This window comes from Novosphingobium resinovorum (assembly GCF_001742225.1).
Classification (GTDB): domain Bacteria; phylum Pseudomonadota; class Alphaproteobacteria; order Sphingomonadales; family Sphingomonadaceae; genus Novosphingobium; species Novosphingobium resinovorum_A.
In genome coordinates this window covers 712,553-732,404 of sequence record NZ_CP017075.1, presented here as the reverse complement: position 1 = coordinate 732,404, position 19,852 = coordinate 712,553, and the positions used below count along the sequence as shown (strand labels likewise).

18 protein-coding genes are annotated in these 19,852 nt (G+C 65.9%); 13 read left to right on the top strand and 5 right to left on the bottom strand.

Going from position 1 to position 19,852, the window contains the following annotated elements:
• The first annotated feature begins 11 nt into the window (after positions 1-11).
• From BES08_RS03255 to lexA, 9 genes are all read left to right on the top strand, one after another.
• Positions 12-1,523 carry an anthranilate synthase component I family protein gene (locus tag BES08_RS03255; protein WP_036522975.1) on the top strand — a complete coding sequence of 504 codons (1,512 nt, stop codon included), beginning with the start codon at positions 12-14 and terminating at the stop codon, positions 1,521-1,523.
• The gene (locus BES08_RS03250) at positions 1,520-2,044 is read left to right on the top strand and encodes a YcxB family protein (RefSeq protein ID WP_036522972.1); all 525 of its coding nucleotides are present in this window, start codon (positions 1,520-1,522) and stop codon (positions 2,042-2,044) included. The genes BES08_RS03255 and BES08_RS03250 overlap by 4 nt, the downstream gene beginning before the upstream one ends.
• Positions 2,045-2,048: 4 nt before the next feature.
• The gene (locus tag BES08_RS03245) at positions 2,049-2,831 is read left to right on the top strand and encodes a phosphodiester glycosidase family protein (protein ID WP_036522970.1); all 783 of its coding nucleotides are present in this window, start codon (positions 2,049-2,051) and stop codon (positions 2,829-2,831) included.
• Positions 2,828-3,424 carry an anthranilate synthase component II gene (locus BES08_RS03240; protein ID WP_008833029.1) on the top strand — a complete coding sequence of 199 codons (597 nt, stop codon included), beginning with the start codon at positions 2,828-2,830 and terminating at the stop codon, positions 3,422-3,424. The genes BES08_RS03245 and BES08_RS03240 overlap by 4 nt, the downstream gene beginning before the upstream one ends.
• Positions 3,421-4,413 (top strand): anthranilate phosphoribosyltransferase, encoded by a 993-nt coding sequence (gene trpD, locus BES08_RS03235; RefSeq protein ID WP_036522967.1) that lies wholly within the window; start codon positions 3,421-3,423, stop codon positions 4,411-4,413. The genes BES08_RS03240 and trpD overlap by 4 nt, the downstream gene beginning before the upstream one ends.
• A 10-nt stretch (positions 4,414-4,423) precedes the next feature.
• Positions 4,424-5,215 carry an indole-3-glycerol phosphate synthase TrpC gene (trpC, locus tag BES08_RS03230; protein WP_036522965.1) on the top strand — a complete coding sequence of 264 codons (792 nt, stop codon included), beginning with the start codon at positions 4,424-4,426 and terminating at the stop codon, positions 5,213-5,215.
• A 16-nt stretch (positions 5,216-5,231) separates the two neighbouring features.
• A complete protein-coding gene (gene moaC, locus BES08_RS03225; RefSeq protein ID WP_036522961.1) occupies positions 5,232-5,717 on the top strand; it encodes a cyclic pyranopterin monophosphate synthase MoaC in 486 nt (161 codons plus the stop codon).
• Positions 5,714-6,934 carry a molybdopterin molybdotransferase MoeA gene (locus tag BES08_RS03220; RefSeq protein ID WP_069707694.1) on the top strand — a complete coding sequence of 407 codons (1,221 nt, stop codon included), beginning with the start codon at positions 5,714-5,716 and terminating at the stop codon, positions 6,932-6,934. The genes moaC and BES08_RS03220 overlap by 4 nt, the downstream gene beginning before the upstream one ends.
• Before the next feature lie 100 nt (positions 6,935-7,034).
• The gene (gene lexA, locus BES08_RS03215) at positions 7,035-7,727 is read left to right on the top strand and encodes a transcriptional repressor LexA (protein WP_036522957.1); all 693 of its coding nucleotides are present in this window, start codon (positions 7,035-7,037) and stop codon (positions 7,725-7,727) included.
• Positions 7,728-7,775: 48 nt separating this feature from the next.
• Here lexA and BES08_RS03210 read toward each other — a convergent pair whose 3' ends face one another.
• Positions 7,776-9,920, bottom strand: coding sequence for a ComEC/Rec2 family competence protein (locus BES08_RS03210; protein ID WP_231958151.1), 2,145 nt, complete (start codon positions 9,918-9,920; stop codon positions 7,776-7,778).
• A 135-nt stretch (positions 9,921-10,055) separates the two neighbouring features.
• Between BES08_RS03210 and gltX the strand changes: the two genes are divergently transcribed.
• From gltX to BES08_RS03195, 3 genes are all read left to right on the top strand, one after another.
• Entirely contained in the window at positions 10,056-11,507 is a 1,452-nt protein-coding gene (gene gltX / locus BES08_RS03205) for a glutamate--tRNA ligase (RefSeq protein WP_008833036.1), read from the top strand.
• An 11-nt stretch (positions 11,508-11,518) separates the two neighbouring features.
• The gene (locus BES08_RS03200; protein ID WP_008833037.1) at positions 11,519-12,802 is read left to right on the top strand and encodes a citrate synthase; all 1,284 of its coding nucleotides are present in this window, start codon (positions 11,519-11,521) and stop codon (positions 12,800-12,802) included.
• 161 nt (positions 12,803-12,963) lie between these two features.
• Entirely contained in the window at positions 12,964-13,161 is a 198-nt protein-coding gene (locus BES08_RS03195; protein WP_008833038.1) for a hypothetical protein, read from the top strand.
• A gap of 6 nt (positions 13,162-13,167) precedes the next feature.
• Here BES08_RS03195 and BES08_RS03190 read toward each other — a convergent pair whose 3' ends face one another.
• The 4 genes from BES08_RS03190 to BES08_RS03175 all read right to left on the bottom strand — a co-directional run bounded on the left by BES08_RS03190 (position 13,168) and on the right by BES08_RS03175 (position 17,126).
• Complete coding sequence (locus BES08_RS03190; RefSeq protein WP_083274576.1) at positions 13,168-14,583, bottom strand: sensor histidine kinase; 1,416 nt, start codon at positions 14,581-14,583, stop codon at positions 13,168-13,170.
• Positions 14,538-15,473 (bottom strand): hypothetical protein, encoded by a 936-nt coding sequence (locus tag BES08_RS03185; protein ID WP_036522954.1) that lies wholly within the window; start codon positions 15,471-15,473, stop codon positions 14,538-14,540. Before BES08_RS03185 ends, BES08_RS03190 begins: the two co-directional genes overlap by 46 nt.
• Before the next feature lie 35 nt (positions 15,474-15,508).
• A complete protein-coding gene (locus tag BES08_RS03180) occupies positions 15,509-16,690 on the bottom strand; it encodes a hypothetical protein (protein ID WP_036522951.1) in 1,182 nt (393 codons plus the stop codon).
• 133 nt (positions 16,691-16,823) lie between these two features.
• Complete coding sequence (locus BES08_RS03175; protein WP_008833042.1) at positions 16,824-17,126, bottom strand: hypothetical protein; 303 nt, start codon at positions 17,124-17,126, stop codon at positions 16,824-16,826.
• A 69-nt stretch (positions 17,127-17,195) separates the two neighbouring features.
• Between BES08_RS03175 and BES08_RS03170 the strand changes: the two genes are divergently transcribed.
• Complete coding sequence (locus BES08_RS03170) at positions 17,196-19,838, top strand: coiled-coil domain-containing protein (protein WP_036522945.1); 2,643 nt, start codon at positions 17,196-17,198, stop codon at positions 19,836-19,838.
• Positions 19,839-19,852 lie beyond the last annotated feature (14 nt).

The window sequence follows — 19,852 nt, the reverse complement described above, 5'->3', positions numbered from 1 at the left end:
GGGTGGCAGCAATGGAGCGCGAATTCGATCGCAAGGCGACGCTTGAGCAGCTGGCGCAGGGCAAACCCGCGCTGGTCTGGCGCAAGCTCGTCGCCGACACCGAAACGCCGGTTGGCGCCGCCCTCAAGCTGATCGAGGACGGGCGCGGCGACTTCCTGCTCGAATCGGTCGAAGGCGGCGAGACGCGCGGGCGCTACAGCCTGCTCGGCCTCGACCCGGACCTCGTGTTCCGTGCGAGCGGCGAGGCCTGCGAGATCAACCGCGCATGGCAGGCCGACCGCGAGGCGTTCGCACCGCTCGGCGGCGGCACCCTCGCCGAACTGCGCGCGCTGGTCGAGACCTGCCGCTGCGAGGTTCCGGCCGCGCTGCCCAAGGCTCTCGCCTGCCTCGTCGGCTACTTCGGCTACGAGACGATCGGCCTTGTCGAGAAGCTGCCGCGCGCGCCGCAAAGCCCCCTCGAAGTGCCCGACATGCTGTTCGTGCGCCCGTCGCTGATCCTGATCTTCGACCGGCTTTCGGACGAACTGTTCTGCGTTGCGCCGGTGTGGCCGGAAACGGGTGACGCCGCTCTGGCCGTCGACCGCGCCGCCGAGCGCATCGACGAAGCCCTGCGCCGCCTCGCCGCCCCCGCACCCGTCGTGCCCGTCGCCACCGATCTCGCCGAGCCGGTGCGCACGCCCGTCGTCGCGCCGGAAGACTACAAGGCGATGGCCCTGCGCGCGAAGGACTACATCGAGGCGGGCGACATTTTTCAGGTCGTGCTGGCCCAGCGCTTCACTTGCGAATTCCCGCTCCCGCCGCTGGCGCTTTACCGCAGCCTGCGGCGCGTGAACCCCTCGCCGTTCCTCTATTTCCTCGACCTGCCCGGCTTCGCGCTGGTCGGCTCCAGCCCGGAAATCCTGGTGCGCGTGCGTGACGGCGAAGTCACCATCCGCCCGATCGCGGGCACCCGTCCGCGCGGCGCCAGCCCGGCCGAGGACAAGGCCAACGAAGCCGGCCTCCTCGCCGATCCCAAGGAGCGCGCCGAGCACCTGATGCTGCTCGACCTCGGCCGCAACGACGTCGGCCGCGTCGCCGCTGCAGGCACCGTCGAGGTCACCGACAGCTACACCATCGAGCGCTACAGCCACGTCATGCACATCGTCTCGAACGTTGTCGGCCGGCTCGACACCGCGAAGCATGATGCCATCGACGCGGTCTTCGCGGGCTTCCCGGCAGGCACCGTCTCGGGCGCGCCCAAGGTCCGTGCCTGCGAGGTCATCGCCGAACTGGAGCCCGAGACGCGCGGCCCTTACGCGGGCGGCGTCGGCTACTTCGCGCCGGACGGTTCGGTGGACAGTTGCATCGTCCTGCGCACCGGCCTGCTCAAGGACGGCGTGCTGCACGTGCAGGCAGGCGCAGGCATCGTGGCGGACAGCGACCCGGCCTACGAACAGCGCGAATGCGAAGCCAAGAGCGGCGCCCTCTTCGCCGCCGCGCGCGAAGCGATCCGCGTGGCCGGGGAACCCGGGTTCGGGCAGTGAGCGCCTTCACGACTGAATACCGCTATCCCGATTATCTGCACGCCAACCGGCTATATCTGCTCCGACAGTGGCTGACATTGCGGTCGGCCCTGTTCTTGCTGGCGCTGTTTGTGACCGTCTCCGCGCTGAACGTCGGCGCTTATGCCGGGTCCCTTCTTTCAAGGATCGGCGCATCGGCATTGCATTCACTGGCCTATTTCGTTGGAGCCGGAGTGCTGCTCGCGATCGGCTTTTTCTATTCGTTGCCCCGCACGGCCCTTACCCATTGGCAGAAAAACGATCTTGCCGGAAATGCCGCCAGCTATCGGATGCAAGGCGACGGCTTCACCGTGGCCAGCCCCTCGGTCGACCTGAGCCTTAACTGGAAGGACTTCCGCTGGTGGACCGAAGACGATCGGCTTCTCCTCGCCAAGCCTGAAGCTGGCTGCACCATGATATGGTTGCCCAAGGACCAGGTTGGCAACGACATTCTCGACAGCTTTCGCGAAGGCTTCGGGCGGTGTCAGGTCAAGCGGATCTGATCGCATGCGAACGCCCCTAGCCCTCGCAGCTTGCGCGATCCTCGCCGCCTGCTCCGCCGACGAACCCGCAGCCAAGCCATCGGCCCCGCCTCCTCCGCCATGCCAGGGCGCGAGCTTCGAGGGCGCCAGCTTCACGCACTGTACCGCCGTGCCGGGTCGTCACACCATTCACACCGTCCTCGGCCCCAAGGGCGGCGCGCCGTATCGCAGCCTCTCGCAACTCGCGGTGGACCGCCCGGCGCGCAGCCACGAAGTTGCCTTCGCGATGAACGGCGGCATGTTCGACGCCGATGGCAAGCCGATCGGCTACTACGTCGAGAACGGCGAGAAGCAGCATGCCCTCAATACCAACGAAGGCTGGGGCAACTTTCACCTCAGCCCCAACGGCGTCTTCTACGGCGACGCGGCAGGCAACTGGCATGTCCGCGCCAGCGACGACTTCGCAAAGTCCGTCACCGACCGTCCCGATTTCGGCACCCAGTCCGGCCCGATGCTGGTCATCTCCGGCAAGCTGCACCCGAAGATCGACGATGACGGCACATCGCTGAAGCTGCGCAACGGCGTCGGCATCGATGACAAGGGCCGCGCCCACTTCGTCATTTCCGACGAGCCGGTATCCTTCGGCAAGCTCGCGCGCTATTTCCGCGACGCCCTGAAATGCGACAATGCGCTGTTCCTTGACGGCAGCGTATCCTCGCTCTGGGACCCCGAACATGGCCGCGTCGACGGCGGCCCTCCGCTCGGCCCCTTGATCGTCGTCGAGAAAAGCGCAAAGGCGAAGTCATGATCCTCGTCATCGACAATTACGACAGCTTCACCTGGAACCTGGTCCATTACGTGATGGAACTGGGCGCCGAAGTGGAGGTCGTGCGCAACGACGCGCTCAGCGCAGGCCAGGCCATTTCCAGCGGTGCGAAGGGCTTCCTGATCTCGCCCGGCCCCTGCACCCCCAACGAGGCGGGCATCAGCCTCGACCTCGTCGGCGCGGCAGCGGATGCGGGGATGCCGCTCCTCGGCGTGTGCCTCGGCCATCAGTCGATCGGCCAGTATTTCGGCGGCAAGGTCGTGCGCGGCGGGCTGATGCACGGCAAGACCTCTCCTGTCACGCATGACGGCACCGGAGTCTTCGCCGGGCTGCCCTCGCCCTTCACCGCGACGCGCTATCACTCGCTGATCGTCGAGGATATCCCTGAGACGCTGGTGGTGAACGCCCGCTCGGACGACGGCCATGTCATGGGCTTCCGCCATGCGAGCCTGCCGATCCACGGCGTCCAGTTCCATCCGGAAAGCATCGCCACCCAGCACGGCCATGCCATGCTCGCAAACTTCCTGCGCACTTGCGGTATCGAGGCCAAACTGCCGGAACGGCTGAGCGCATGACCCTTCCCGACCCTCTCCACCCGATCGCCGAGGACGAGGCCCAGGCAGCCTTCGCCGCAATCCTCGACGGCGAAATGCCCGAATCCGAAATCGCCGAGTTCCTCGTCGCCTTGTCGGATCGCGGCGAGACCGCCAGCGAAATCGCGGGCGCGGCTCGCGCCATGCGTGAGCGGATGATCCCGGTGAAGGCGCCCGCAGGCGCCATCGACGTCTGCGGCACCGGCGGCGACGGCTTCCACACCCTCAACGTCTCGACCGCCGTTTCTCTGGTGGTCGCGGCTGCGGGCGTCCCCGTCGCCAAGCATGGTAACCGCGCTGCCAGTTCCAAAGCGGGCGCCGCCGATACCCTCGAAGCGATGGGGCTGAACCTCGACCGCGCCGTCGAGACTGCAGAATCCACGCTCGCCGAAATCGGCATCGGCTTCCTGTTCGCCGCGCGCCACCACCCGACGATGGGTCGGCTGATGCCGCTGCGCAAGTCGCTAGGCCGCCGCACGATCTTCAACCTGATGGGGCCGCTGGCGAACCCGGCGCAAGTCTCGCGCCAGCTAGTCGGCATCGCACGCCCGGCTTATGTGCCGATCTACGCCGATGCCCTGCTGCGGCTTGGCACCGAGCACTCGATGGTCATTTCCGGTGATGAGGGCCTCGACGAGTTGAGCCTCGCAGGCGGCAACGAAGTCGCGGATATTCGCGGCCGGGAACTGTCGATGCGCCGCGTCGCTCCGCAGGATGCCGGTTTACCGACGGCCGCAGTCGATGCCATTCGCGGCGGCGACCCCGCCTACAACGCCCGTGCCCTCAACGACCTGCTGATGGGCGCTCCCGGCGCCTATCGCGACGCCGTCCTGTTCAATGCCGCAGGCGCGCTGCTTGTGGCCGGTGAAGTGGACACCTGGGCCGAGGGCGTCGAAGAAGCGGCAGAAACGATCGACAAGGGCCTCGCCAAGGCTTTGCTCGACTGCTGGATCGCGGCAACCCGTGCCTGACGAGGATTCCATGTCCGATAAACTTACCGAAATCTGCGATACCAAGCGCGAGGAGGTCGCCGCCCGCAAGCCGCTGGCCACGATCGCCGATCTCGACGCCCGCGCTGCCATGCAGACGCCCCCTCGCGGCTTCGAGGCGGCACTGCGCGCCAAAGCCGCGACCGGCTACGCCTTGATTGCAGAAATCAAGAAAGCATCGCCTTCCAAAGGATTGATCAGAAGCGACTTCCAGCCATCACAGCACGCGGTCGCCTATGAGCGGGGCGGCGCCGCGTGCCTGTCCGTGCTCACTGATGCTCCCTACTTCCAGGGCCACGAGGATTTCCTCATCCAGGCCCGCGCCGCCTGCGGCCTTCCGGTGATCCGCAAGGATTTCATGGTCGATCCCTGGCAGGTCGCGGAAGCGCGCGCGATCGGTGCCGATGCCATCCTCATCATCGTCGCCGCACTGGACGACGTGCTGATGGCGGAAATCGAAGCCGCTGCGACCGAGCGTGGCCTCGACTGCCTCGTCGAAGTTCACAACGAATCTGAAATGGAGCGTGCAAGTCGTTTGAAATCGCGCCTTATTGGTGTGAATAACCGTGACCTGCGACGTTTCGCCACCGATATCGGCACGACTGAGCGCCTCGCCCCGCTGGCGCCGGCAGGCACGCTGCTGGTGAGCGAAAGCGGCATCAACGTCCATGCCGATCTGGTACGCCTGTCCTCGTGCGGCGCCCGGACATTCCTCGTCGGCGAAAGCCTCATGCGCCAGAACGACATCGAGGCAGCCACGCGCGCGCTACTAACCGGAGCCTGAACGCCATGGGTTCGCGATGAGCAAGTCCCTCACTCACATCGACCCGGACGGCAACGCGCACATGGTCGACGTTGGCGCCAAGGCCGAGACGCAGCGCATCGCCGTGGCATCCGGACGCATTTCCATGAGCGCGGATGCCCTTGCCGCGATCCGCGCCGGGAATGCTCCGAAGGGTGACGTGCTTGGAACCGCGCGCATTGCTGGCATCATGGCGGCCAAGCGGACGGCCGATCTCATCCCCATGTGCCACCCGCTGCCGCTCGATGCCGTAAACCTCGACTTCGCTTTCGAGGATAATGCTATCCGCGTCATCGCGAAGGCTTCGCTGACCGGTCGCACCGGGGTAGAAATGGAAGCGATAACAGCAGCTTCTATCGCACTTGTCACAATTTACGACATGGCCAAAGCGCTCGACAAGGGCATGGTCATCGGAGACATCCGCCTGGTCGAGAAAATCGGCGGTAAATCAGGCCATTGGAAGATGGACGGATGGACTGAATGAACGGCTCCGCGCCGCTCTCTCTGGAGGAGGCACAAGCTCGCCTCCTCGCGCTCGTCACCCCGCTGTCGATAGAGCGTGTCGATATCGAAGGCGCGCTCGGCCGTTTCCTGGCTGAACCGCTGCACGCCAGACGCACGCAGCCCTCCGCAAATCTGTCAGCCATGGACGGCTACGCCGTCACGGCAGGCGACATGCGCGGCCCCTGGAGGATCGCCGGTGAAAGTGCCGCCGGGCATCCTTATGTCGGCCCGCTCTCGCAAGGAGAGGCAGTCCGAATTTCGACGGGCGCGATGCTGCCGCCCGACGCGGCGGCCGTCATAATCCAGGAAGACCTGACACGCGAGGGCGCGAACCTTATACTCTCGGGCGAGCCGCCCGCACCGGCGCACAAGCACATCCGCCATTGCGGGATGGATTTTGCCCAGGGCGTGGAAGTCCTGCCCGCTGGTCTGCACATCGCGCCCGCGCAGATGGCGCTGGCGATCGCGGCCGGCCATACGCACCTTCCCGTGCATCGCACACCGCGCCTGACCGTGATCGACAGCGGCGACGAACTCGCCTCCGATCCGGAGCGCTGTGCACCGCACCAGGTTCCCGCCAGCAACGGCGCGATGCTGACGGCCATGGCGCGTTCGCTGGGCGTGGATGCGCGGCGGATCGGCCCGGTGCCCGATACGATCAAGGCAATAACCTCCGCTTTCGAAGCATCCGCCGATGCCGACCTCATCGTAACGAGCGGCGGCGCTTCGGTCGGCGATCACGACCTCATTCGTCCGGCACTCGAAAGCTGGGGCGCGGGCATCGATTTCTGGCGTGTCGCGATCAAGCCCGGCAAACCAATCCTAGTCGCCACCCGCGACGTGGCAGGACGCCGTCAGATCGTGCTGGGCCTGCCGGGCAATCCGGTCTCCAGCTACGTCACCGCTTACCATTTCCTGCTCCCCGTCCTGCGCGCGATGCAGGGGGCTGCGCGCCCCTTGCCCATGCGGCTGACAGCCCGGCTGGCCATGCCGCTGCACCCAAGCGGCCGTCGCCGGGAATTCCTGCGCGGTTGGTGGGACGGAGAAAATGTGACGGTAAGCCCGCTGCAGGACAGCGGCGCCCTGTCGTCCCTGGCGGCAAGCAACGTGCTGGTCGATCGGTCGGCGCTGGCCGGTCCGGCACAGGCTGGTGAAGAAGTCCGGATATACTTGCTCCAGAACGGCGGTATTGCCTGAAGTATCGGCAATTGGTTGCTTGATTGTTCCCTCAATGTTCACTACCAGAACAAACGCGATCAGGGTTTGCCTGGTTCGGAGGTCACGAGAAGGCAGCGACATGTTGACGCGCAAGCAGCACGAATTGCTCCGGTTCATCCAGGTCCGGCTTGAGGAGACAGGCATCTCCCCCAGCTTCGAGGAGATGAAGGAGGCGCTCGACCTCAAGTCCAAGTCCGGTGTTCACCGACTGATTTCCGCACTGGAAGAACGCGGCTTCATCCGCCGCCTTCCCAACCGTGCACGTGCGCTCGAAGTCTTGCGCCAGGCCGATGACACGGGAAGCAAGGCCCTGCGTCCTTCTGCAGCGAACAGCAATGATGGATTGGCGCGTCCGCAGACGCCGCGTCGTTCCGTCGAAGCCGCCAACGACGTTATCGAGATCCCGCTGCACGGGCGTATTGCCGCAGGTGTGCCGATCGAGGCTCTCGAAGGACAGTCCATGTTGCCTGTCCCTGCCGCCCTGCTTGGCTCCGGCGAGCATTACGCGCTCGAGGTCTCCGGCGACTCGATGATCGAGGCGGGCATTCTGGATGGTGATTTCGCCCTCGTGAAGCGCACGAATGCCGCTCGCGACGGCGAGATCGTCGTTGCCCTGATCCGCGGGGAAGAGGCCACCCTCAAGTACCTTCGGCGCGAGGCGGGAATGGTGCGGTTGGATCCCGCAAATGCCGCTTACGAACCGCAGATTTACGGTGCGGACGAAGTGGAAGTCCAAGGCAAGCTCGCCGGCCTGCTTCGACGGTACAACTGACACGGCCACGCTGCGCCATGAAGGCCTTGGCGCAGCAGCAACCGGTAATTACTGCGATTTGCGCGGCGCAGGAGCATTCCTGTAACGGTGAACAGGCCGGGGACGCCACCAGCCGTGTTCACCTTGGGTCTGGGCTACCGTATCGATACGGGCCTTGCCCAGATATACCGCCAGCCCGCCAGTCTGCCCAAGCGATCCTCGATCGGCCTTGAACCAGCGCGGCTTGCAACTGCGCGGCAGCCAGCGATCCGATATGACGATGTCGCTGCGTTCGCATGCAGCGGCGAGCGACCGTTCCGCGACGGCATCGCGGCCCCGCGAAACCAGCACATGCCACGTGGTGCCGGAGCGTCTGACCGGCAAGGCGCAGAAATCACGGTTGCAGCGGGCACCCGGGAACTTGTCGAACGTGACCGGGTCTGCCTCGATCCCGGCGAATTCCATGAGATTGTCCCGGGCGTAGCCGCTTTCGCTGTTTCGAAGCAGGTAAAGCCGTTTCCCGCCATCTTCGACCAGCCCGACATGGCGACCATCTCCGGACACCAGCATGTCCGCCGCCGGTGCGGTCGCCAGCAAGAACACACCGACCGAGGCGATCGGTAGCCCGGCCCAGCGAATGCGGCCGCTCCAAAGGCCCATCCACAGACCTCCCGCGACGAAAAGCAGGAATGCCCAGGTGTCTGTACCGGGAAGCAGGTTCACAGCGCCCGGTCTCGACGCGAACCAGCGGGCCAGGCCGACCAGCAGGTCTATCGAGATTCCGGCGAGCCACCAGACCGGCCCGCCCAGCCCGGCGATATCGAGGACCAATGCACAAGCCAGCAAAGGCATCACGACAAAGGTAGACAGCGGAATTGCCGCCACGTTGGCCAGCGCTCCATACACTCCGGCGCGGTGGAAATGATACAGGCCGATCGGCATGAGCGCGAGGTCGATGACCACGCCCGTCAGCAGCAGGAGGGCAAGATGGCGAAGCCCGGTCATGGCAAGCCCTTCGTCGCGCGGTCCAAGGAAGTGCCGCACGGGCTTGGCCGTACTGACGGCGATCAGCGCCAGGACCGCGCCGAAGCTCAGTTGGAAGCTCGGCCCGATCACCGCCTCCGGCCAGAGCAACAGGACGCAGAACGCCGCCACCGCAAGCATGCGCAGGGACAAGGGCTCCCGCCCCAAAGCCAGTGCGATCAGGACCAGGAGGGAGCCGATGCAGGACCGAACGGTCGGAACTTCCGACCCGGAAAGCAAAGTGTAAGCGACGCCTGCAGCGGCCCCCGCACCGGCCGCGACGACCGGCAGCCTCACCCTCAGGGCCACCCACGGGAACAGCGCCAGCAACCGGATGACCAGTAGATAGACCGCCCCGACCATCGCGCTGACATGCAGGCCGCTGATCGAGAGCAGATGCGCCAACCCCGAGTCGCGCATGGCCTGGTCGTCAGCCTCCGTAATGCCGCCGCGATCGCCGGTGACGAATGCAGCGGCGATGCCCGCTCGTTCGTCCCCGATGCGGGCGCGAATATGGTTCGTCAAAGATTGTCGGATATCCAGCAATCCCCACTCGCTTCGCTTGCCTTTCCGGACGACCTTCACCTCACCTGTGACCGAACCGCTCGCGGCGATGCCTGTGAACCAGGACGTGCGCGCAAAGTTGTAGGCGCCGGGCAGCATGGGCGGCGCCGGCGGCATCAACCGTGCCCGGAAAGCCACCAGATCGCCCACCGCGATCCCGGTCGTCGATCCCTTGCCGGGAACGTTGAGCCGGACCTTGATCGCGTTGCCGGGCGAAGCGTCATGGCCGGAGCCGCTCAGGGGGTCACGCATGGCCAGCAGCAACCTGTCGCGTCCCAAGGCCGGCTGCGATTCGATCGCCAGAACCTGCGCGCTGAAATTTCCCGATAGCGGGCGCTCGATGGCGGGTTGTCCCACCAGTTCGGAACGCGCCCAGACGACGAGGCAACCGGCAACCACCACCAGCGGCAACAGCGACAACGCCCGACCGAGATGCGGGTAAACCACGCGCAAGGGAAAGGATGCATAACAAATTGCACAAATTGCAACAAGAGCGCCGCAAAGGCCTGCCCAAGCAGGTGCCGAAGGCAGCCAAAACCACGCAATTATGCCGGTTGCGAAGGCCACCGTCACCCATGGTGCGCGTTCGAATTCCGCCCCGGAAAGAAATCGCTCGACGACTGCCAAAACCCTCGACAAGAGGCCCTTGGCGGTCCATGGCCCATGCTGCAATGCAGCGGTTCCGGGGCTTTCCGGAGGCGGAATTTCACAAGTTGCGGCGTGGGTCCCCATTGCCGCCAATAGGACAGGAAGGTCGGGTAGATGGCAAGCGGTAGTGCATCGGGCGAAGCGACTGGCAAAAAGGCCGTCGTAACGCGCTTTGCTCCTTCGCCGACCGGTTACCTTCATATCGGTGGCGCTCGTACGGCACTGTTCAACTGGCTGTTCGCGCGCCGTCATGGCGGCAAGTATCTGCTGCGTATCGAGGATACCGATCGCGCCCGTTCGACGGAACCCGCGATCGACGCGATCTTCGACGGCTTGTCCTGGCTGGGCCTCGACGGTGACGAGGCGCCGGTGTTCCAGTTCGCCCGCTCGGACCGTCATGCCGAAGTCGCTGCGCAGCTGATGGAAAACGGCCACGCCTATCGCTGCTACCTGACCCAGGAAGAACTCGCCGAGCGCCGCCAGAAGGCGCAGGAAGAACGCCGCCCGTTCCGCATCGACAGCGAATGGCGCGATGCCGATCCCGCGACCTGGCCGGCCGACCGTTCCTGGGTGGTGCGCGTCAAGGCCCCGCGTGAAGGTTCGACGACGATCGAGGATCTCGTGCAGGGCACGGTCACCGTGCAGAACGAGGAAATCGACGACTTCGTCATCCTGCGCGGCGACGGCACCCCGACTTACATGCTGGCCGTGGTGGTGGACGACAACGACATGGGCGTCACGCACGTCCTGCGCGGCGACGATCACCTCAACAATGCGTTCCGTCAGCTCGTCGTCATCAACGGCATGGGCTGGGACGTGCCGGTCTACGGCCACGTGCCGCTGATCCACGGCTCGGACGGCGCCAAGCTGTCCAAGCGCCACGGCGCGCTGGGCGTCGATGCCTATCGCGACGAAATGGGCCTGCTGCCCGAGGCCGTGTTCAACTACCTGCTGCGCCTCGGCTGGGGCCACGGCGATGAGGAAATCATCAGCCGCGAGCAGGCGATCGAATGGTTCGACATGGTCGATGTGGGCAAGAGCCCCTCGCGCTTCGACCTTGCCAAGCTCCAGAATCTCAACGGGCATTATCTGCGCGAGGCCGACGACGTGCGGCTTGCGGGCCTCGTCGAAGCGCGCCTCGATGGCGTCGACGGCGATGAGCCTGCCGACCTGCTGGTCCGCGCGATGCCCGTGCTCAAGGTCCGTGCCAAGGACCTCAACGAACTTGCAGAAGGCTCTGCCTTCCTCTTCGCCCAGCGTCCGCTCGCCATGAGCGAGAAGGCGCTGGCGCTCCTGACCGACGAGGGGCGCGAGCGCCTCGCCGCGATCCATGAGCGCCTGTCCGGCCAGGCCGACTGGACTCTCGAGGCATTGGAAGCCAACCTGAAGGCAATGGCCGAAGACCTGGGACTGGGTCTCGGCAAGCTCGCGCAACCCTTGCGGGCAGCCCTGACGGGTCAGACGACCTCGCCGGGGATATTCGACGTACTGGTATTGCTCGGACGGGAAGAGAGCCTCGCGCGCATCGGCGAGCAGGCTCAGGTTCCCGCCGGGTCGCAGTCATAAGGAGATAATTGGTGGGTGATCAGGCTAAACTGAGCGTCGGCGGCGCGGAACACGACTATCCCGTTCTCAAGGGAAGCGTGGGTCCGGACGTCATCGACATCCGCAAGCTCTACGGCCAGACGGGCGCGTTCACGTTCGATCCGGGCTTTACCTCGACCGCGAGCTGCGAGTCGGCGCTGACCTACATCGACGGCGACGAAGGCGTTCTGCTGCACCGTGGCTATCCGATCGGCCAGCTGGCCGAGAACTCCTCGTTCATGGAAACGAGCTACCTGCTGCTGAATGGTGAACTGCCGAGCAAGGACGAGCTTGCCACGTTCGAGAACACCATCACGCGCCACACCATGCTGCATGAACAGCTGGCGACGTTCTATCGCGGTTTCCGCCGCGACGCGCACCCGATGGCGATCATGTGCGGCGTGGTCGGCGCGCTTTCGGCATTCTACCACGACTCGACCGACATCGCCGATCCCGAGCATCGCAAGATCAGCTCGCACCGCCTGATCGCCAAGATGCCAACGATCGCGGCGATGGCCTACAAGTATTCGGTCGGCCAGCCGTTCCTCTACCCGGACAACAAGCTGAGCTACACCGGCAACTTCCTGCGCATGACCTTCGGCGTGCCCGCGGAAGAGTACGAGGTGGTTCCGGCGGTCGAAAAGGCGATGGACCGCATCTTCATCCTCCACGCCGATCACGAGCAGAACGCCTCGACCTCGACCGTGCGTCTTGCCGGTTCGTCGGGCGCGAACCCCTTCGCGTGCATCGCAGCGGGCATCGCCTGCCTGTGGGGCCCTGCGCATGGCGGCGCGAACGAAGCCGCGCTCAACATGCTCAAGGAGATCGGCACCCCCGATCGCATCCAGCACTACATCGACCGCGCCAAGGACAAGAGCGATCCGTTCCGCCTGATGGGCTTCGGTCACCGCGTCTACAAGAACTACGACCCGCGCGCGACGGTCATGCAGTCGACCCTGCGCGAAGTGTTCGAGGCCCTCAACGTCACCGATCCGCTGTTCGAGACCGCGCTGCGCCTCGAAGAGATCGCGCTCAGCGATCCCTACTTCGCGGAGAAGAAGCTGTTCCCGAACGTGGACTTTTACTCGGGCATCATCCTTTCGGCGATCGGCTTCCCGACCACCATGTTCACCGTGCTCTTCGCCCTCGCCCGTACCGTGGGCTGGGTCGCGCAGTGGAACGAAATGATCTCCGATCCCGGCCAGAAGATCGGTCGCCCGCGCCAGCTCTACACCGGCCCGACGCAGCGCGACTACGTGCCGCTCGACAAGCGCTAAGGTTCATTCCGCGCGCAGTCGTGGATATCCGAAGCAAAGGCCCTCGCGAAAGCGGGGGCCTTTTTGTTTGCCGTCATCGTCAAAACCGATCCATTTGAGCATTCACGCCACAATCCGGCCGCATCCGGCGTGCAGCCTCTCCTCGAAAGGGGCGCACAATCATGATGTTTGTTAGAATTCTGGCGACGACCCTTGGCCTGCTGATGATGGCGGCAGGGATTTTCGTGGTCTTGCAAGGCACCGGCGTGCTCAGGTGGCCGGCCGACAGCGTGATGGTTGCTGACCGGGCATGGGCCGTGCGCGGGGCAGTCTTCGCGATGGTGGGCGGCATTGTCGTGTGGCTCGCCCGCAGATGCTAAAACCAGTCAGGCGTCGGGATCGACCGGCACTGCGAGGATGAACCGGGCACCCTGCCCCGGCGAGCTTTCGATGGAAAGCTCGCCGCCCATCGCGCGGGCAAGGCGCCGGGAAATATAGAGACCAAGGCCGGAGCCGCCGTCACCGCTGCGGCCCAGACGCTCGAACTTCTCGAATACCCGGAGCTGATCTTCATCGCTGAGGCCAGGCCCCTGATCCGCGACGAAGACGATGGCGCGTCCTCCCTCGACCGAAACCCGCACATCGATGCGCGACCCTTCCGGCGAGTAGCGAATGGCATTGCCGATGAGGTTCAGCAGAACCTGCAGGACACGGCGGAATTCCGCCAGAGCCGGGGCATGGTCATCGAGCGGCGGCGCCACGATCGAGATGTCTTTCTCCCGCGCCCGGACGCCCAGGATACCGGCGGCCTGCCGCGAGACATCAGCGAGATCGATGTAATCCGGCGTCGTCGAGAAACCGTCCTCCTCTACGACTTCCAGATCGGCCATGTCCTCCAGCAGACCAAGCAGCAGCTTGCCCGCGCCGGCGATCTCTCCGGCATATTCGGCATAGGCATCGGGAAGCGGTCCGGCGAGGCGCGTGCGGATGGTCTCGGCGTTGGCGACGATCCGCGCGATCGGCTGCTTGAGCACCGGCGCCAGATCCTGCCCCACCAGTCCGCGGCGCTGCAGCGGCGCTTCAGGCTCCGCTACCGGCACCCAGTCCGACGGTGCCTCGTCGGAAAGCAGCAGCAGTTCGAAGCCCGACGGCTCGAAGCCGGGCCGGATATGCGGCACCAGCGAGACGCGCCAGGATCGCGGCGAGCCCGCGACGACCACCGGCGCGCCGTCGAGCAGTCGCCAGTGAAGCGGCTGCTGGTGCGTCACGTTCTCCGGCGGCAGGAAGTCGGTCCAGCAGCGCCCCGCGCCTTGCTCCATCGCGGCGGACACTTGCGCCAGTTCGGGAGAATCGCACGTCACCGCGACCAGACGCTGCCCCGCGTCGAGCCATGCACATAGTTCCGCGACATGGCGATCGGTCACCGCGCGGCGATGTTCGCCCGGACTGCCTTCTTCGGAATCCAGAGCGGCCGTCTGCCAGCTGCGCACATGGATCGAGCATCCCTCGCCCTCCGGCTCGACTTCGATCCACGAAGAAATCGCATCGTTGCCATCCTGCGCCCTGATCGCCTGAGCCAGGCGGCGGCGCGCCTGTCGGGCACGGCGCACCAGTTCGAGCAATTCCGGCACCGCGATCGTACCGGGCATTTCGCCACCACAGCGCAGCTGCAGTCCGGCGAGAGGCTCGTCGGCGCTGATCAGACGATCGTGCTCATCGCACGTCGCATGGGCCAGAATGGCGCCTTCGCCCGGGCTCATCGCGAAGTCGCACCGTTCGAGAGGATCGACGCAGCGCGCCATGCATCGATGCCGGATAGCCCGTTCGGAAGGTTCGCCCCCGCGTGAATCGCCAACACCTGCTCCTCGGCAAGACCGGAGGGCAGTTGCGCGGCGAGCAGGCTCAGCGCCAGTCGCGCCTGCTGGCCCGGCTGCGTCGCCGTGGCGGCCACGTCGCGTGGTTCTCCCGAACGCAAGGACAGAGCCGTCAGGAACAACGCGACCCCGGCATGAGATATCGACAAGGCCGTCTCGGTGTCCAGATCGGCGACCAAGCGTTCCGCCCACTGCAGCCGATTGGCGTGGGCCGCGTGATGACGCCGGGCCTCCGCTTCGACCGCAGACGCGCGTTCGGATAGAGCAGGTTCGGCACCGACAAGCGCCCGCAGGATCGCAAGCACCGCTTCCAGCACGGCGTCAGGCAGTTCCGCCAAGGGCAGAGCCATCCGCCGTTGCCCCTGGCTCCAGTTCGCCTGAGCCGCAAGGAAGCCGCGCGCCAGGGCATCGCCGCAGCCCGCTCGTTCGCGTATGAGCGGCGAAGCTACCGGGTCGAGGCCGATCCGCTCCTGCAATCGTTCGGTCAGTTGCCATTCCAGCGCGGCGGCGTGGATATGCGCCAGCAACACCGGCTCATCGAGGAAAGCCCGCGTCAGCACCGCGATTTCCTCGGGAGCATGCGCACGCCGGTCGGCACTTCCGATCAGGGCATCGAGCAATTGCCCGGCGATGTCGGCGAGAATGCCCTTTACGCGCGCGAGAATCTCTTCGCTCAGAGCCGCGTTCTGTTCGGCGGCGACGAGATAGCGCAGCACCGGAAGCGCAGACGCCGCCGCAGCGTCACCGCGCACGAGGTCGCGTCGCAGAGCGGCCTCCACGGCTTGCGTATCCGCCGGATGAGCGGCCTGATCGATCATATGACCCGTCTAACCGGCATCTGGTTAATTCGAGGTTAGCCGTCGCGCCGACGCGGCAGCACGAGTGCCGCAGCGACCAGCCCGGCCGAAAGTAGCCTCACGACAAGCAGCACCTGCCCGAACCCGGACGCGAACGCGAGGATCAGGCCCAGCAACGCCCGGTCTGCGAAGAGACCGGCGAACCGCCCGGCGGCGATGCGCGGCAGCAGCACCAGAAGCATCATGAGAACAGCCGGAGTGCACAGCCACGCCAGCACCGGCTCCCCCGGAAAGCGCGGCGTGTCCAGCAGTATCAGCGCGGCGAAGACCACGTCGACCAGCCAGACCAGTGCATCCGCGCGCGGGATCGCCGGAGATGCCTGGCCCAGCGCGTGCCGCTCCGCCGCGCGCAGCAGTCTGCTCGCCTCCACCAGCAGCCAGGCGATCGCCAGGAACCCGAAGGCGCACCACAGGAAGCCGAACCAGCCCGCACCCGCCGCAATAAAGAGCATGACCAGCACCGCCGCCGACACCACATTGCTGGCATTGCCCGCATGCAGCAGCGACGATCCGAAGCTCAGGACCGCAAAGCGCGCGATCGTACGTCCCGGCGTCCGCGCTCCCTCCTGCGCGAAGCGCGTACGCATCCACTCGTCCTCCAGCGCGTAGGCTTCCGCCTCGCTGCGGACCATACGCCAGCCTGACCCCGCCCGCGCCGCAGGCGGAACCTCGCGCATGGTGATGCCGGACTGGAGCGCGATGCGTGTCAGCGCCGAGATCGCATCCACGTCGAGCGGCAATTCGTGCAATCGCTCGACCAGCGCCCCCGGCACGCGCATCAGCCCGGCGGTGGCGCGATTGATGTCGATCCGCTCGAAACCGGCGGCAAGCGCGCCTTCGACCGGCTGCACCAGCACGGTCGGAGCCCGTCCTTCGAGAAGCGCCGCAGCCGCCGTCGGATCGGCGAAAAGCCCCTCCGAAACGACGATCAACTCGTCTCCGGCCGTAACCAGACCGGCCAGTTGACCCGCCCCCGTCGCAATGCCGAACTGAAGCCCCGCGTCCTCCGCATCGTGTTGAAGGGCGATCAGTTCTGGCGTGGTGCCGCGCGCCATGCAGATGACGCGCTGGCATTCCAGCGCCAGCGCCATACCGAGTTGGTGCTGCGCCACGCTCGCCCCTGCAACGCGCAGGAATGCGCGCGGGAACGGCTGCCCTGTCGCGGCAGGCTCCGTCATGGCCAACAATGCTATGCGCAAATCCGAAACTCCAGCACCCCGGCCAAGGATGTAGGCAGGTCGGAGCCCAGTGCCAAGCCCCAGTGCCAAACCCCAGTACCCGACCAAACCGGCAGTCGGCCTGAACGGGGGATCAGGTTCCGGAAAACTCCGTCAGGTAGGTCTTGAGGCGGCGCACCACGGCAGGCTCACCCGGCGCGGCATCGAGGGCATCCTGTGCCAATCCCAGCAGATGCACCGAGTGAAAGCTCGCCGCCAGCCCCTTCAGCCGCGTCGCTGCGACCACCCAGTTGCCGTCGCACCGCGCCCGCTCGAGGAGATCGACCTGCCGACCGACGCCCTCGATATAGGCCGCTCGCAGTTCCGCCATCAGTACGGGATCGCCCCCGGCTGCAGCGGCGAGAGTGGCTTCCAGGGCTCCTGCTTCATATGCCATTTCCCCAGTTTAATCCCGGAAGTCTTAAACCGGGGTTTATCGGTCCGGTGCACGTGGTATCCTGGCTGGATGGTTGGGGAAAACAGGATCATCGCGTTCGGCGCGGGCACCGGCGAGCCGTCGGACACCCAGATGTCGGAAACCGCCGTGGAATCGGCGACGGAGTCGGACACCTCCGAAACCTGGGACGACGCCTGGGTGGCGGCAGATGACGCCGGCGAATCCTTCACGCCCTCTTCCGGGCGCGAATGGATCGCGCCCGCCGTTGCCGGGGCGGCGGTCGTCGCATGGAGCGGCCTGTTCCTGTTCGCGCAAGTGCCCGCAATGAAAACCGGCCTGACGCTCGCCGCGGTTCCCGCGCTCGTCATGCAATGGTGTGTGCCCGTGCTGCTGGTCGGCGTCGTCTGGTTGATCGCGATGCGCCGCAGCACACGGGAGGCACGGCGCTTCGGGCATATCGCGCAAACGCTCTCGGCCGAATCCGCCCTGCTCGAACGCCGCCTCACCACGGTGAACCGTGAGTTGAGTCTCGCACGCGAATTCGTCGCCGCACAAGCGCGCGATCTCGAAACGCTGGGCCGCCTCGCAGCGGAACGTCTTTCCCAGAATGCCGAACGCCTGCAGGAACTCGTGCGCGACAACGGCGCGCGGGTCGATTCGATCAGTTCGGTCAGCACCGCCGCGCTCGACAACATGGAGAAGCTGCGCGGCCAGTTGCCCGTCATCGCCAGTTCGGCGAAGGACGTCACCAACACCATCGCCAATGCCGGTCGCACCGCCCATGCCCAGCTTGAGGACATGATCAACGGCTTCAACCGGCTCAACGAGTTCGGTTCCGCCAGCACCCGGCAGGTTTCGATGTTGCGCGATCAGGTCAACGAGACGCTCGACGGCTTCAGCGCCCGCAGCGAACAGCTCGAACAGGCCGTCACCGCGCGTTTCTTGGCCCTCGACGAACGCGGAGAGGAATTCCGCACCCGACTGGACAAGCACGAGGTCGATGCCCTCGCCGCGATTCGCGTCCGCGCCAAGACGCTGACCGACGAAATCGACGAAGGGCGTCGCCAGCTCGACCGTCAGGAAGCCGAAAGCCTCACCTCGCTGCGCGCCCGCCTCGGTGCCCTGCGCGACGAGAGCGACGTTGTCTCTCGCGCGCTGCGCCAGGCCGAGGAACGTGCGACCGAGCACCTGCGTACGTCGCTTTCCAACCTGTCGGAAGAACAGGCCGCCACCGGCGTCGCCATCATGGAGGCTCAGCAAACCGCTGTCGATGCGCTGGCCAGCCGTCTGGCGGCGATCGCCGGCGAAGCCTGCCAGATCGACGAATCGATCGGCCTTCGTGCCGAACACCTCGCCATGGAAGCCGAGGAACGCCAGTCGCGCCAGGTCGAGCAGGAGCGGCACGCGATCGCCCGCATCGACCACATGCTGGGTGAACTCGACGCCTCGATCGCCGAGCGGCTCGAACGGCACCGTATCCAGGCCGCTGCCCTTGCCGAACGCGCGGCTGCGGTCACCGGCGAACTCGGCCGTTTCGAGGCCCGCCTCGAAACCATCGCCGCGCAAACCGGCGAAGCGGAAGATCGCTTGTCCATCAGCCTCACGGCGCTCACCGACCGCCTCACTGCCGCGCGCGCCACGCTCGCGGTCACCGACGATGAGGTGGAGAAGCTCACCGAAGACAGCGTGCGCCTGCTCGAACTCATCCAGGCGAGCGCCCGCCAGACCGGCAGCGCCCTTCCCGAAGCGCTGGCGGTTTCGGAAGACCGCCTGCGGCGTATTCAGGAAGGGCTCGGCAGCGTGCTTGCGCAGCTGCGCGAAGCGGCACAGGGCGGCGAGGATGTCGCAGCCGAAATCGGTGTATCCGGTCGCGATCTCGACGCGCTCATCGGTGGACTTTCGCAGGCACAGGCGCAGATTTCCGCACGCGGCGCCGATCACGTCGCCTTGTTCGGGCGCCTGCAGGACACGCTCGGCGAGATCGACGCGGCCACACAGACGGCCGCCGACAAGGCGGGAGGCGCCCTGGTCGGCGCCCTCGCCGCGCTCGGCACCACCCTCGACGAGACGGTGTCCGCGATCGAGGAAGACAGCGCCGAACGCATCGTGCGCATCGCCGAAACCCTCGGCGACGAAAGCGCCGCCGCTATCGAAAAGGCCATGCGCGGCAAGGTTTCGGAGATTTCCGGCCAGCTCGAGCAGGCCGTGGCTCATGCCTCGGGCGTCACCCGCGAAGCCGCCACGCAGCTACGCGAACAGATCGCCAAGGTGGATGACCTCGTCGGCAATCTCGAAGGCCGGGTCACGCAGGCACGCGAACAGGCAACGGAGCAGGTCGACAACGACTTTGCCCGCCGCGCCGCGTTCATCACCGAATCGCTCAATTCAAACGCCATCGACATTGCCACGGTTCTGTCGAGCGACATCTCGGACAGTGCCTGGGCCGCATACTTGCGTGGCGACCGGGGCATATTCACCCGCCGGGCAGTAAGCCTGCTCGACGCCGGCGAGGCCAAGGCCGTCCAGCAGGTCTTCGAGCGTGACGACGCCTTCCGGGCCAACGTCAGCCGCTACATCCACGATTTCGAATCGATACTGCGGCAGGTGCTCTCGACCAGAGACGGAAACGCCCTTGGCGTCACCCTGCTGTCGTCGGACATGGGCAAGCTCTACGTCGCGCTGGCACAGGGCATCGAGCGCCTGCGCGGGTGAGGTTGGGCTGACCG

Excerpts from the sequence above, each read along its gene's own strand:
- BES08_RS03185 (WP_036522954.1), bottom strand. The coding sequence starts at position 15,473 with ATGATCGATCAGGCCGCTCATCCGGCGGATACGCAAGCCGTGGAGGCC.
- BES08_RS03245 (WP_036522970.1), top strand. The coding sequence starts at position 2,049 with ATGCGAACGCCCCTAGCCCTCGCAGCTTGCGCGATCCTCGCCGCCTGC.
- BES08_RS03240 (WP_008833029.1), top strand. The coding sequence starts at position 2,828 with ATGATCCTCGTCATCGACAATTACGACAGCTTCACCTGGAACCTGGTC.
- lexA (WP_036522957.1), top strand. The coding sequence starts at position 7,035 with ATGTTGACGCGCAAGCAGCACGAATTGCTCCGGTTCATCCAGGTCCGG.
- trpD (WP_036522967.1), top strand. The coding sequence starts at position 3,421 with ATGACCCTTCCCGACCCTCTCCACCCGATCGCCGAGGACGAGGCCCAG.
- BES08_RS03195 (WP_008833038.1), top strand. The coding sequence starts at position 12,964 with ATGATGTTTGTTAGAATTCTGGCGACGACCCTTGGCCTGCTGATGATG.
- BES08_RS03175 (WP_008833042.1), bottom strand. The coding sequence starts at position 17,126 with ATGGCATATGAAGCAGGAGCCCTGGAAGCCACTCTCGCCGCTGCAGCC.
- moaC (WP_036522961.1), top strand. The coding sequence starts at position 5,232 with ATGAGCAAGTCCCTCACTCACATCGACCCGGACGGCAACGCGCACATG.
- BES08_RS03170 (WP_036522945.1), top strand. The coding sequence starts at position 17,196 with ATGGTTGGGGAAAACAGGATCATCGCGTTCGGCGCGGGCACCGGCGAG.
- BES08_RS03255 (WP_036522975.1), top strand. The coding sequence starts at position 12 with ATGGAGCGCGAATTCGATCGCAAGGCGACGCTTGAGCAGCTGGCGCAG.
- gltX (WP_008833036.1), top strand. The coding sequence starts at position 10,056 with ATGGCAAGCGGTAGTGCATCGGGCGAAGCGACTGGCAAAAAGGCCGTC.
- trpC (WP_036522965.1), top strand. The coding sequence starts at position 4,424 with ATGTCCGATAAACTTACCGAAATCTGCGATACCAAGCGCGAGGAGGTC.
- BES08_RS03190 (WP_083274576.1), bottom strand. The coding sequence starts at position 14,583 with ATGGCGCGCTGCGTCGATCCTCTCGAACGGTGCGACTTCGCGATGAGC.
- BES08_RS03220 (WP_069707694.1), top strand. The coding sequence starts at position 5,714 with ATGAACGGCTCCGCGCCGCTCTCTCTGGAGGAGGCACAAGCTCGCCTC.
- BES08_RS03180 (WP_036522951.1), bottom strand. The coding sequence starts at position 16,690 with ATGACGGAGCCTGCCGCGACAGGGCAGCCGTTCCCGCGCGCATTCCTG.